The sequence below is a fragment of the Burkholderia sp. Ac-20384 genome, assembly GCF_017104605.1.
Classification (GTDB): Bacteria; Pseudomonadota; Gammaproteobacteria; order Burkholderiales; family Burkholderiaceae; genus Burkholderia; species Burkholderia lata.
In genome coordinates, this window is the sequence record NZ_JAAGPE010000265.1 from 1 (window position 1) to 12800 (window position 12800).

General features: G+C 67.3%; 12 protein-coding genes, 1 tRNA gene and 1 pseudogene. 1 reads left to right on the forward strand and 13 read right to left on the reverse strand.

The window, feature by feature from the left end; translation table 11 throughout:
• Positions 1 to 118 precede the first annotated feature (118 nt).
• Positions 119 to 1267, forward strand: coding sequence for a rod shape-determining protein RodA (gene rodA / locus G3O00_RS32840; protein ID WP_059232909.1), 1149 nt, complete (start codon positions 119 to 121; stop codon positions 1265 to 1267).
• A 99-nt stretch (positions 1268 to 1366) separates the two neighbouring features.
• On the opposite strand, the gene G3O00_RS32845 is transcribed toward rodA, so the two are convergent.
• The 13 genes and pseudogenes from G3O00_RS32845 to G3O00_RS32905 all read right to left on the reverse strand — a co-directional run.
• Positions 1367 to 2143: a tetratricopeptide repeat protein gene (locus tag G3O00_RS32845; RefSeq protein ID WP_174933788.1), complete on the reverse strand. Its 777-nt coding sequence runs from the start codon at positions 2141 to 2143 to the stop codon at positions 1367 to 1369.
• Entirely contained in the window at positions 2140 to 2925 is a 786-nt protein-coding gene (locus tag G3O00_RS32850) for an aldolase/citrate lyase family protein (RefSeq protein WP_206145485.1), read from the reverse strand. The genes G3O00_RS32845 and G3O00_RS32850 overlap by 4 nt, the downstream gene beginning before the upstream one ends.
• A 309-nt stretch (positions 2926 to 3234) precedes the next feature.
• On the reverse strand, positions 3235 to 3687 hold the full coding sequence (gene queD / locus G3O00_RS32855) for a 6-carboxytetrahydropterin synthase QueD (protein WP_021163975.1): 453 nt from the start codon (positions 3685 to 3687) through the stop codon (positions 3235 to 3237).
• A gap of 18 nt (positions 3688 to 3705) precedes the next feature.
• Positions 3706 to 4338: a 7-carboxy-7-deazaguanine synthase gene (gene queE / locus G3O00_RS32860; RefSeq protein WP_021163976.1), complete on the reverse strand. Its 633-nt coding sequence runs from the start codon at positions 4336 to 4338 to the stop codon at positions 3706 to 3708.
• Between the two features lie 75 nt (positions 4339 to 4413).
• Positions 4414 to 5148, reverse strand: coding sequence for a 7-cyano-7-deazaguanine synthase QueC (gene queC, locus G3O00_RS32865; RefSeq protein ID WP_206145486.1), 735 nt, complete (start codon positions 5146 to 5148; stop codon positions 4414 to 4416).
• 357 nt (positions 5149 to 5505) lie between these two features.
• Positions 5506 to 5581, reverse strand: a tRNA-Phe gene (locus G3O00_RS32870).
• A gap of 61 nt (positions 5582 to 5642) precedes the next feature.
• Positions 5643 to 6344 carry a response regulator transcription factor EsaR gene (gene esaR, locus G3O00_RS32875; protein WP_011353566.1) on the reverse strand — a complete coding sequence of 234 codons (702 nt, stop codon included), beginning with the start codon at positions 6342 to 6344 and terminating at the stop codon, positions 5643 to 5645.
• Positions 6345 to 8759: a sensor histidine kinase EsaS gene (gene esaS / locus G3O00_RS32880; protein WP_174933786.1), complete on the reverse strand. Its 2415-nt coding sequence runs from the start codon at positions 8757 to 8759 to the stop codon at positions 6345 to 6347. It abuts the gene before it with no gap.
• Positions 8749 to 9339 (reverse strand): DUF4390 domain-containing protein, encoded by a 591-nt coding sequence (locus G3O00_RS32885; protein ID WP_174933784.1) that lies wholly within the window; start codon positions 9337 to 9339, stop codon positions 8749 to 8751. Before G3O00_RS32885 ends, esaS begins: the two co-directional genes overlap by 11 nt.
• Positions 9336 to 10727 carry a 16S rRNA (cytosine(967)-C(5))-methyltransferase RsmB gene (gene rsmB, locus G3O00_RS32890; RefSeq protein WP_206145487.1) on the reverse strand — a complete coding sequence of 464 codons (1392 nt, stop codon included), beginning with the start codon at positions 10725 to 10727 and terminating at the stop codon, positions 9336 to 9338. The genes G3O00_RS32885 and rsmB overlap by 4 nt, the downstream gene beginning before the upstream one ends.
• Positions 10728 to 10965: 238 nt before the next feature.
• The gene (htpX, locus tag G3O00_RS32895) at positions 10966 to 11823 is read right to left on the reverse strand and encodes a zinc metalloprotease HtpX (protein ID WP_011353570.1); all 858 of its coding nucleotides are present in this window, start codon (positions 11821 to 11823) and stop codon (positions 10966 to 10968) included.
• Between the two features lie 100 nt (positions 11824 to 11923).
• Complete coding sequence (locus tag G3O00_RS32900; protein ID WP_174954787.1) at positions 11924 to 12559, reverse strand: LysE family translocator; 636 nt, start codon at positions 12557 to 12559, stop codon at positions 11924 to 11926.
• Between the two features lie 120 nt (positions 12560 to 12679).
• Positions 12680 to 12800, reverse strand: a pseudogene (locus tag G3O00_RS32905) (methionyl-tRNA formyltransferase); the annotation flags it as partial.

Below are 12800 nucleotides of genomic sequence, written 5' to 3' on the forward strand. Positions count from 1 at the left end.
CGCGCCGGCCCGCCAGCGATGCGCAGCCGCTCGTCGCCACGCCGCGCGACGACAATCACCGTGCAACGGCCCCCGCGAAGGCGGCGGACGCCGGCACCGCTCATTAACGGAGAAAGGCATGCAATTCGACAAGCGCGCCTGGCTCGACAAGATCAAGCAGATGTTCGCGGGCTTCGACCGCCCGCTCGCCCTCATCGTGTTCCTGCTGCTGTGCGTCGGCATCGTCACGCTGTACAGCGCGGCGATCGACATGCCGGGTCGCGTCGAGGACCAGTTGCGCAACATCCTGCTGACGTTCGTGCTGATGTGGGTGATCGCCAACATCCCGCCCACGACGCTGATGCGCTTCGCGGTCCCGCTCTACACGTTCGGGGTCGCGCTATTGATCGCGGTCGCGCTGTTCGGGATGACCAAGAAGGGGGCGAAGCGCTGGCTGAACGTCGGCGTCGTGATCCAGCCGTCGGAAATCCTCAAGATCGCGACACCGCTGATGCTCGCGTGGTACTACCAGCGCCGCGAAGGCGGGCTGCGCTGGTACGACTTCATCGCCGCGTTCGGGATCCTGCTGGTACCGGTCGGGCTGATCGCGAAGCAGCCCGACCTCGGTACGGGCCTGCTCGTGTTCGCAGCCGGCTTCTTCGTGATCTATCTCGCCGGCCTGTCGTTCAAGCTGATCGTGCCGGTGCTCGTCGCGGGCGTGATCGCGGTCGGCTCGATCGCCGTGTTCGAAGAGCGCATCTGCCAGCCCGAAGTGCAGTGGCCGCTGATGCACGATTACCAGAAGCACCGCGTGTGTACGCTGCTCGACCCGACTTCCGACCCGCTCGGCAAGGGCTTCCACACGATCCAGGCCGTGATCGCAATCGGCTCGGGCGGTGTGCTCGGCAAGGGCTACCTGAAAGGCACGCAGGCACACCTCGAATTCATTCCGGAGAAGCACACCGACTTCATCTTCGCGGTGTTCTCCGAGGAATGGGGGCTCGCCGGCGGGCTCGTGCTGCTGACGCTGTACATGGCGCTGATCGCGCGCGGGCTCTATATCGCCGCGCAGGGCGCGACACTGTTCGGCCGCCTGCTTGCGGGCTCGCTCACGCTCGCGTTCTTCGTCTACGCGTTCGTCAACATCGGGATGGTGAGCGGCGTGCTGCCGGTCGTCGGCGTGCCGCTGCCGTTCATGAGTTATGGCGGCACCGCGCTCACGACGCTCGGCATCGCGATCGGGATGATCATGAGCGTCGGGCGGCAGCGGCGGTTGATGAAGAGCTGACCGCGCGACACGCACCGCACCAAGAAAAACGGCGCCTCGGCGCCGTTTTTTTCGACCGCGCAAAGCGATCGCGGCCGCACTTCGCCGCACCGCCCCCGCTCACGGCGGCGGTGTGTGCGCCCCGCCCGGCTCCGCGCCGGCACCCGATGCCGGCCCCTGCGCCTTCAGCCGCGCACTCAGTTCCTTGAATTTCATCCCGGCCGTCTCGTCGCCCTGCGCGGCCGCCGCCGCGTAATACGCCCGCGCGATGTTCAGGTTCTGTGCGACCCCATCGCCGCCGCGCTCGTAGAACGACGCGGTCACGTACTGCGCGGTCGGCTCGCCGGCGTCGGCCGCCTGCTTGTACCACGTGAACGCCTGCCGGTTGTCGCGCGGCGTGCCGCGCCCGTCGAGGAACTGGTTCGCGAGCGACAGCTCGGCCTGCACATGCCCCTGCTTCGCCGCCCGCAGGAACCAGCGGTGCGCTTCGGCCGGATCGCGCGCGACGAACTCGCCGTCGTCGAACATCCGGCCGTACACGTACTGCGCGTGCGACATGTTCGCGTCGGCCGCGCGCTTCAGCCAGCGCAACCCTTCGTCGACGTTCGCGGTCACGCCTTCGCCGGTCAGCAGCATCATCGCGTAGTTGAATTGCGCGAGCCGGTCGCCGCGTTCGGCCGCGTCGTGGAACTGCACCAGCGCCGCACGATAATCGCCAGCGTTGTAGTCGGCGACCGCCGATTGCGTCTCGTGCGACGGATCGGGCTTCGCTTGCGGCGCGCCCTGCGCGGCGGCCGCGATCCACACGACCCACAGGCCAAGCATCGCGCCGACCTGCCCGCGCCGCCCGATCACGCCCCGCGCGCGCCCACGGCACGCGCCATCGCCACCGTTCATGACCGTACCTCCTGCAGCGCCTGCCGCGTGGCGCGCAACAGCCAGCTGACGTCGGCCGACAGCGTGATCATCCGGTAGCCGGCCTCGCGATACTGGCGCGCGGCCGCCGTATCGCCCGCGAAGATGCCGACCGCGACACCGGCCTGCCGGCCGGCCGCGAGCACGCGCGCCATCGCGGTTTCGACGTCCGGGTGACGGATGTCGCCAAGGTGCCCGAGGCTCGCCGCAAGGTCGGCCGGACCGACGAACAGGCAGTCGACGCCGGGCAGCGCCGCAATCCGCTCGACTTCGTCGACGCCGCGCGCCGATTCGATCTGCACGATCACCGCGACCTGCGCATTCGCCGTCTGCACGTAATCGCGGCGCATGCCGAACGCCGCCGCGCGCACCATGCCCGCGACGCCGCGCAGCCCGTCCGGCGAATCGGGCGACGGATAGCGCGTGAGCCGCACCGCATGTGCGGCGTCGTCGGGCGTCTCGATGGATGGAAACATCAGCGTGCGCGCCCCGGCATCGAGCGCGCGCTTCACGAGCCACGGCTCGCGCGCCGGCACGCGCACGACGGGTTCGCTCGGCAGATGGGCGGCGGCGATCGCGCGCAACTGCGATGCAACATCGCGGCTGTCGTTCGGCGCGTGCTCCATGTCGATGCAGAGCCAGTCGTAGCCGGCATGCGCGAGCGCTTCCGCGGCCGACTCGCTGCCGAGCGACAGCCACAGGCCGTACAGCGGCTCGTCGCCGTCGCGCAGGCGTTGTTTGAGGGAATTGGTGAGCGTGCTCATCGATACGGCCTCCTGGACGGAACGGCAATCGAACGGGACAAGCAACGGGCAAAGCGGAGCGCGACACGCCGGGCAGCGATGCACGGCGGCGCCAGGACCAGGCCCTGGAACGTTAGTCGGCCGTGGGCGGCCGATCTGACAGCGCCGGCCGCACGACTCGCGCACGGCAGCGTTTTTCGGCGCCACGCAACGATCATAGCGCGGCGTTACGCGAAATGTGGGAACGGACGGGGAGCGAGACGGGACGAGGCCGCGGGGTGCGGCGTCAGGCAGCCCGCGCCGGCTGGCGGGGCTGCCGGGAAGGCGGGATCAGCGGCCGGGCTGGCGCTCGACGTCGGCCCAGCAGTTCGGCGTTTCGTACAGGCGCACGCGCTCGAGCCGCAAGTTCACGCCGTAGTGCGCGTCGTACACGTTCGCGAGGATGTCGAACGCGATCGCCGCGAGGTTCTCGACGGTCGGGATCCGGTCGATCACGACCGTCTTGTGGTCGGCCATCTGCTCGAGGAACGAGCGTACGACCTCGTCGCGCGCGTAGACCAGGAACGCGTGGTCCCATTTGCCGACCAGGTGCTCCATCGCGAGCGCCTTCACGTCGGCGAAATCCATCACCATGCCGCGGTCGGGCGCCCCCTCGGTATCGACGAGATCGCCGCGCAGCGTGACTTCGAGCACGTAACGATGGCCATGCAGGTTCCGGCACTGGCTGCGGTGATCGGGAATGCGGTGGCCCGCGTCGAATTCGAGTTTTCGGGTAATCAGCACGATGTCAAAAGCCGGGGCTCAGGGAATGTTCAGATATTTGTGGGTCTGCATCGACAGCCGCCACTGCGGATGACGCTTGCACCAGTCGATCGCGAGCTTCGTATTGAGGTCGCGCGACGGGCCGTCCATCGGCTGGACGAGGAAATACTCGAAGTCGAGCTTCGCGTAGTCGGCCAGCCGCTGGTTGTCCTGCGGGATCACGACCTTCAGCTCGTTGCCCTTCGTGACGACGAGCGGCGCGTCGGCCTTCGGGCTCACGCAGATCCAGTCGATCGATTCGAGCACCGGCAGCGAGCCGTTGGTCTCGATCGCGATCTCGAAGCCGGCCGCGTGCAGCGCGTCGACGAGCGGCTGGTCGAGCTGCAGCATCGGCTCGCCGCCCGTGCAGACGACGAAGCGGTGCGCCTCACCCTCCGGCCACAGGCCGGCGATCGTCGCGACGAGCGCTTCGGCGTCCTTGAACTTGCCGCCGTTCTCGCCGTCGGTGCCGACGAAGTCGGTATCGCAGAAGCGGCACACGGCCTCCGCACGATCCTCTTCGCGGCCCGACCACAGGTTGCAGCCGGCGAACCGGCAGAACACGGCCGGCCGGCCCGCGTTCGCGCCCTCGCCCTGCAACGTGTAGAAAATTTCCTTGACCGCGTAAGTCATCGTCCTTCGTCCGGCTCGCGCCGCTCGTTGTCGATCAGAATCCGTTAATCACCAGGCGCTGCCGCTGCTGCCGCATCACAGCGGCGCTTCGGTCACCCGTTCGCCCTTCAGGTACGCCTCGTAGCCGCGCTTGCGCAGCTTGCAGGCCGGGCATTCGCCGCAGCCGAAGCCCCAGTCGTGCAGTTCCGCGCGCTCGCCCACGTAGCACGTGTGCGTCTCGATGCGGATCAGTTCGACGAGCGCTTCGCCGCCGAGCTGTTCGGCGAGCTGCCAGGTCTGCGCCTTGTCGAGCCACATCAGCGGCGTCTCGAGCACGACGCGCGTGTCCATCCCGAGGTTCAGCGCGACCTGCAGCGCCTTCATCGTGTCGTCGCGGCAGTCGGGGTAGCCCGAGAAATCGGTCTCGCACATCCCGCCGACCAGCACGCGCAGCCCGCGGCGATAGGCGATCGCCGCGGCGATCGTCATGAACATCAGGTTGCGGCCCGGCACGAACGTGTTCGGCAGGCCGTTCGCCGCCGTCTCGATCTCGATCGTGCGCGTCATCGCGGTATCACTGATCGCGCCGAGCACCGACAGGTCGATCATGTGATCGTCGCCAAGCCGGTCCGACCAGGCGGGAAAGTCACGCTTCAGCGCTTCGCGCACGCCTTCGCGACATTCGAGCTCGACGCGGTGGCGCTGGCCGTAATCGAAGCCGAGCGTTTCGACCGTCTGGTAGCGTTCGAGGGCCCATGCCACGCACGTGGCCGAGTCCTGCCCGCCGGAAAACAACACGAGCGCGCCGTCTTTAGCGTCTGTCCGAATCACCGTGAAACTCCGTGAATGTGTAGGCTCGCGTCGCGCTGCGCCCCGGGGCCGGCTGCCGCCGGGCGGCCCGACGCGTGCCGGCCTGGGCCGGCTCGACCAGTATAGGCAGCGCGATCGGCCGCGAACGCGGCGGTGCGCTTATACCGCCCATCGCGCGGCATCGTTGCCGCGCGCCACGACGCGCCATGCTGGCAGCCTGCCGTGCGCATGAAGCGATGCGCTAAGTTATTGAGCGGACACGGATTTTATCATGCCCTCACGAACACTGCCGGGCACGCCACCTCACGCCACTCATCACGCAAACCCCACCACAAACGAAAAACCCCAAGAACCTTCCGATTCTTGGGGTTTTAATTCTGGTGGCCTGGGTCGGAATCGAACCAACGACACGCGGATTTTCAATCCGCTGCTCTACCAACTGAGCTACCGGGCCAACGAAGAAGAGAAAGTATAGCGACCCTTCTTCACTTGAGCAAGTGCTTTCGCAAAATATTTTATATGGCGCCTTCGGACGGCTTCTTGCCGAGCTCGACACCGAGCTGCTTGAGCTTGCGATACAGGTGCGTGCGCTCGAGGCCCGTCTTCTCCGCGACACGCGTCATGCTGCCGTTTTCGCGCGCGAGGTGATATTCGAAGTACGCACGCTCGAACGCATCGCGCGCTTCGCGCAACGGGATGTCGAACGGGATCGCGGCGGTCTGGCCCGCGAGGCCGAGTGCCGAAGCCATGTCGTCGCCGAGCGTCGGCAGCGCGGCTGCGGACGCAACCGCCGCGGGCCCTGCCGCCTGCCCTGCACCGGCCTTCGCCGCCGCGTTCGCGGACACCGGCGCCGCACCGCGTGCGAGACCGTGCTCGACGGACTTCAGCAGCTTCTGCAGCGCGATGGGCTTCTCGAGGAAATCGAGCGCGCCGATCTTCGTCGCCTCGACGGCCGTATCGATCGTCGCGTGCCCGGACATCATGATCACGGGCATCGTCAGCAGCCCTTGCGCCGCCCACTCCTTGAGCAACGTCACGCCGTCGGTATCGGGCATCCAGATATCGAGCAGCACGAGATCGGGCGCCTGATTCAACCGGTATTCCCGCGCGGCCTGCGCGTTCTCCGCCGCCTCGACGACATGTCCTTCATCGCTGAGGATCTCCGAGAGCAATTCCCGGATGCCCATTTCATCATCTACCACCAGGATGGTTGCCATTTACGCTGCCTTTGTCTGCTCACTTGCTTTTGTCTTGGCGGGGGCCGCCCCGTCCTGCACGCCCGATTCGGCGCCTGGCGCATCGCTCGCCATCTGCAGGAACAGGATCGACACCTGCGCACCCTCGACGGTCTCGCCGTGCATGCGATTGCGCAGATCGATCCGCGCACCGTGCTCATCGACGATCTTCTTGACCGTGGCCAACCCCAGACCCGTGCCCTTCGCCTTCGTCGTCACATAAGGTTCGAACGCGCGGGTCAGGATGCGCGCCGGAAAACCGGGCCCGTTGTCGGACACGGTAAGACGTACCGCGACGCGCGTTTTGCCCTCGGCGTCGGGATCGCCATATTCTACTGTCTTGGTTTCGATCAACACACGCGGATGCGCCGACTCCGCGACCGAATCCTGCGCATTCTGCAGCAGGTTGTGAATCACCTGGCGCAGTTGCGTCGCGTCACCGCGTATCACCGGCAGCGACGGCGCGAGCTCGGCGACGATCGCGCTCTTGCCTTCGCCCACACCGTACAGCCCGAGCACCTCGCTCGCCAGTTCGTTCAACTGCAGATTCGAGAGCACGGCCGGCGGCGTGCGCGCGTATTCGCGGAAATCGTCGACCATCCGCTTCATCGCGGCCACCTGGTTGACGATCATCGTCGCGCCGCGCTTGAGCACATCGGCGTCGGGCGGTGCGAGCTTGTCGGACAGCTTCATCTGCAACCGCTCCGCCGACAGCTGAATCGGCGTCAGCGGATTCTTGATCTCGTGCGCGAGCCGGCGTGCAACCTCGCCCCATGCGACCGAACGCTGCGCGGAAATCACGTCGGAGATGTCGTCGAACACGACGACGTAACCGGATGTCTGCGGATCGTCGGCCTGCCCCTCGACCGTCGATACGAGGCGCGTGCCGCGCACGAGCAAAGTCAGCGGATCGGCTTCGCCCGGCACCTCGATCGCGAACTGCTGCTGCCAGTGGCCGCGATCGCCGCTGCCGCCGTCGGACGCCGCCTCACGATCGGCGAACGCCTTGCGCACCATCGCGCCGAACCCCGCGGCCACGCCGATCCGGTCGAGCGTCGTGCCGATCAGCGCGTTGAACGGCTGCCGGAAGATCCGCTCGGCGCCGCGATTGGCGGTCGTCAGCCGGAACTGGCGGTCGAGCACGAACACGCCGGCCGTCAGGTTCGCGAGGATGCTTTCGAGATACGTCTTCGAATGCTCGAGCGCGACGCGATTCTTCTCGACCGCGAGCCGCGCCTCGGACAACTGGCGCGTCATCGCGTTGAACGACTGCGTGAGGAAGCCGAGCTCGTCGCGCGTCTTGATCTCGCGCTTCGGCGTGTAGTCGCCTTCCGCGACCTCCTTCGTGCCCTGCGCGAGCAGGAACAGCGGCCGCGCGAGCTGCTGGCCGAGCGCGAGCGCAAGCATCATCGCGATGAAGGTCGCGAGGAACAGCGCGAGCGTCAGCGTGCCGATGTACATCTTGCGCAGCCCGGTGCGGCCGAGCGACTTTTCCTGGTACTCGCGATACGCGCGCTGCACGGCGTCCGCGTTGTGGGCAAGCGTCGGTGGCACCGGCTGCGTGAGCTGCAGGAAGCGTTCCGCCGGCTGCAGCAGCGACGTCGACGCATCGGGAATCGGCCGCACGACGCGCAACCGCAGCGCACCCTTCGCGCCGTGTGTGCGCGGGTCGCCGTCGACTTCACCCTCGATCGCCGCGTACGCACCGTGTTCACGCGCCTGGTTCAGCATCAGCGGCGTCGGCAGGTCGTCCGGAATCAGCGCGGCGAAATTGCCCGACGCCTGCGCGACGATGTGCAGGTCGGGCGCCGCCCCCGAGCCGCCACGGCTCGGCTCGACGATCGTCGCGTCCTGCACGCCGAACTGGTCGCGCAGCCGCAGCAACGTGAGCGTCGTGCCGTTCGTGTTCGCATCGACGCTCGCGAGCTGGTCGGACATCAGCCGCGCCTTCGTCTGCAGATCGGACAGCGAAGCATCGAGCATCCCGCGGCCGAGGTTCAGGCCGGCCGTCAGCGCCGTCTCGACGTTCACGTCGAACCACGACTCGATGCTGCGCGACACGAACTGATACGACACGATGTAGATGATCCCGCCCGGCACCACGCCGACGAGTGCGAAGAACACCGCGAGCTTCGCGAGCAGCCGCGTGCCGAACTTGCCCTTCCTCAGGCGCACGACGATCATCCCGATCAGCCCGAGCACCACGAGCAGGAACACGAGGGCGACGACGATGTTCGTCGCGTACAGCCACGAGTAGTAGCGATCGAAGAATTCGGTATTCGCGCTCGCGGCCGCGAGCAGCACGAGCAGCAGCAGCGCGGTGAGCGCGACTGTCGAGACGATCACGCGAACGAGGAGGCTCTTCCCGCTGGCCGCGCGGCGCACTTTATTTAGCACGTTCGGTCACCGTGAAGTTGAAGCGCTTCCAGTCCGACCCGAGCGTCCAGTCGCGGTTGTTCACGGCATCGACCTGGAACGGCTTCGGCATCAGCGCCGTATCGAGCTGCATCCGCACCGATGCCGTGTAGGTTTCACCGGAGCGCACCTGGTTGCGGTCGATCACGTGCCACGACGTGATGTGCCGGACGACCGCGAGCGCGTCCTTCAGCGAAGGGAAACCGAGCTGCAGGCCGCCCGTCGACACGCGATACTCGCGCGTGAGCGGCTGGAACGACAGGCGGATCGTCTGCGTCACCGCCACCGGCTGCTCGTCGAACCAGTACCAGCGCGCACGACTCAACTCGAAGTCGGTCGTGAAGTAAAGCGGAATGCCTTTGTTGACGGCATCCTCGAGGTTCGGGTTCAGTTCGAAATCGAAGCGGGCGTCGAGCGCCCAGCCGCTTCCGTCGGACTGGAGCGACGCGCGCTGCACGGCGATCGACTCGGCATGCGCCGGCCGGACGATGGCCAGGCACAGCGTCAACGCGACCATCAGGACGGCCGCGAGCCGAAGTGGAAAAAGGTGTTTGATCGTCACCGTTTCTGAAACCGCGCGTAGAAAAATCCGTCGTGATCGGTGTTCTGGTCGAGTGCGCCGGCGGCCGCCCCTCCCTGCACTCCGCCCGGCAGCAGCTGGCCGGGGGCGTCCAATCGTACCGCATCTTCACAGGCCGCTTCAAACCAGCGGGCCTGCCATTCGCCTTCTTCGGGGAAGACCGAACAGGTCACGTAAAGCAGTTCGCCACCCGGCTTCACGAGCGGCCACAACGCCGACAGGATGCGGCGCTGTTCTGCGACGAGCGCCGGGATGTCGGCCTCGCGGCGCAGCCAGCGAATGTCGGGATGCCGACGCACGATGCCGGACGCCGAGCACGGTACATCGGCGAGGATGCGGTCGAACGGGCGCCCGTCGTACCACGCGTCGGGTGCGCCCGCATCGCCGACACGCACGTCCGCTTCGAGCGACAGCCGCACGAGGTTCTCGCCGATCCGCGCCGCGCGTGCCGCATCGCTCTCCAGCGCGACGACTTCCGCATCGGCCAGTTCGAGAATATGGCCGGTCTTGCCGCCGGGCGCCGCGCATGCGTCGAGCACGCGCATGCCGTCGCGCGCACCGAGCCATTCGGCCGCGAGCTGCGCGCCGGCGTCCTGCACCGACACGACACCGTCGGCAAACCCCGGAATGCGATCGACCGGCAGCGCCGACGCGAGCCGCACTGCATGCCGGCCGATCGCGGTCGCTTCGATCCCGTTCGCGCGCAGCGTATCGAGATACGCGTCGACGCTCGCGCGGCGCGCGTTCACGCGCAACGTCAGCGGCCCCTGCCGCTCGCCGGCCGCGAGGATCGCCTGCCATGCGTCGGGCCATGCGCGCTTCACCGAATCGACCCACCACGCCCGGTAGTTCCAGCGTGCGACGACATCGTCCTGCAGCGCCGCGACGAGTGCGTCGCGCTCGCGCAGGAAACGGCGCAGCACCGCGTTGACCATCCCCTTCGCGAACGCGCATTCGCGGCGTGCGCCGATCACGGTCACGGCCTGGTCGACCACCGTGAACGCCGGATAGGCGGCCTCGTCCGCCGGGTCGAGCAGCAGCGCGAACGCACCGGCGAGCACCGCGTGCACGTGCGCGGGGGGCGCCTTGCTGATGAACCGGCCGATCAGCCAGTCCGCGCTGCCGAGGCGACGCATCGTCCGGTATGCGACGTCCTGTGTTGCCCCACGCGCGAGTGCCTGCGCACCGGACGGCATCTGCGCGAATACCGCCGAGAGTGCCGCCGGCAGCGCGGTGCCGCGCCGTACCGCATCGACCGCCTGCGCGGCCGCATCGAGGGCGAAGCCGAGCGAATCGGGCGCGAGATGCAGCGCGGACAGGCGCGCCGGGCGGCTGGAAGAAGACGGAGCGGTAGAACGGGTTCGTGTCATCGGAGCAGATTCGGCAAACAAACGCGGCAAGCGGGCACAGCAAATAAATGCGGCAAACGGCGGGATCGCGGTGCCTGCGGGCCCTGCGATCCCAAACCGGGCATTGTAGCGTGCGACGCTGCAGGCCCTTTGTCCCCTTTACGGCGCGCACAAATGAAACACCCCGCAGCGCAAAGCGTGCGGGGTGGCATGGCGGCTCCCGCGCGACAACTGCCGCACGGTGTGCCGTAGCTTTGGCTTAGTCGAAGCGACCGGTACGCGCCATCTCCATCAGGCGCGCAATCCGTTCCTCGGTGGCCGGGTGCGTCGAGAACAGATTCTGCAGGCCGCCGCCGTGCAGCGGATTCATGATCATCATCTGCGCGGTGGCCGGATGCTGCTCGGCTGCCTGGAACGGGATGCCCGCCGCATAGCGATGGATCTTGTCGAGCGCAGTCGCGAGCGACTGCGGATCGCCGGAAATCTGCGCGCCGCCGCGATCGGCCTCGAACTCGCGAGCCCGCGAAATCGCCATCTGGATCAGCGCGCCGGCGATCGGCGCGAGCAGCGCGACCGCGATACCCGCGATCGGGTTGGCCGGCCGGCCATTCTCGTCGCGCCCGCCGAAGAACATCGCGAAGTTCGCGATGGCCGAGATCGCGCCTGCCATCGTCGCGGTGATCGTCGAGATCAGGATGTCGCGATGCTTCACGTGTGCGAGCTCGTGCGCCATCACGCCGCGCATCTCGCGTTCCGACAGCACGCGCAGGATGCCCGTCGTCGCGGCGACTGCCGCGTGCTCCGGGTTGCGGCCCGTCGCAAATGCGTTCGGCGCATCCTCGTTGATCAGGTAGACGCGCGGCATCGGCAGGTTCGCGCGCGTGGCCAGCTCGCGCACCATCCGGTAGAACTGCGGCGCCGTGTTCTCGTCGACTTCCTGCGCGTTGTACATGCGCAGCACCATCTTGTCCGAGAACCAGTAAGAGAAGAAATTCATGCCGAGCGCGAACAGCAGCGCGATCGTCATGCCCCGCGAGCCGCCGATCATCCCGCCGATCACGATGAACAGGGCCGTGATCGCGGCCATCAGCATCGCCGTTTTGACCCAATTGAACATACCCACTCCTTATCCGTCAGGGGGCCCGCCGCGCATCAAAGGGCGCGGCGGAAAATTGTAAGCGATTTGTTAGATAAGGTCTTGCCGGAAAAATTCAATCTCAGCGTTGCGATGTTGCAAGACGGAGGCCGAGGCCGACGAACGCGCTGCCGACCGTGCGATCGAGCCACTTCTTGACGCCCGGCTTGCCGGAGAAGCGCTCCGTGACGCTGCCCGCGACCCACGCGACGAGACTGGTCCACACCGTGCTCATCGCAACGAACACACCGCCGAGGGTCAGGAACGCCAATGCCTTGTGCGGGCTGTCGGTCGACACGAACTGCGGGAAGAACGACACGAAGAACAGCACGACCTTCGGGTTCAGCACGTTGGTCCAGAAGCCCTGCATGAACAGCTGGCGCAGCGGCTTCGCGGCTTGGGTGGCCGCGTTGCCCGACGGCTCGGCCGCCTGCTTCGCGAAGATCATCCGCACGCCGAGGTAGATCAGGTAGGCGGCGCCGACCAGCTTGATCACCGTGAATGCGGCAGCCGACGCCGCAAGCAGCGCGGTCAGGCCGAATGCGCAGGCGAGCGCGTGAACGCAGCAGCCGGCCGAAATGCCGAACGCCGACATCAGCCCCGCGCCGCGGCCCTGCGCGACGCTGCGGCCGACGATATAGGCCGTATCGGGGCCGGGCGTGACGTTCAGCAGGAAGACTGCCAGCACGAAGAAGCCGAAATGGGTGATGCCGAACATGAGAACCTCGAAACCGGAGAGCGCAGGGAAATTCTACGCGCGCCTGCCGCACCGCGCGACTCGGCCGTCCGGCCGATTGCGCACGCCCGGCAGGCCGTGTCGAATGGCGGTCAGGCCGCGTCAGGCAACGTCGGTCAGCGCGAAGCGCTGGCCTGCGGCGAGCGGCGAGCCGGCCAGGAATTCGCGCGCGGGCAGCCGCTTGCCGCCCGGCTTCTGCAACTGCGTGACGCGCAGCGCACCG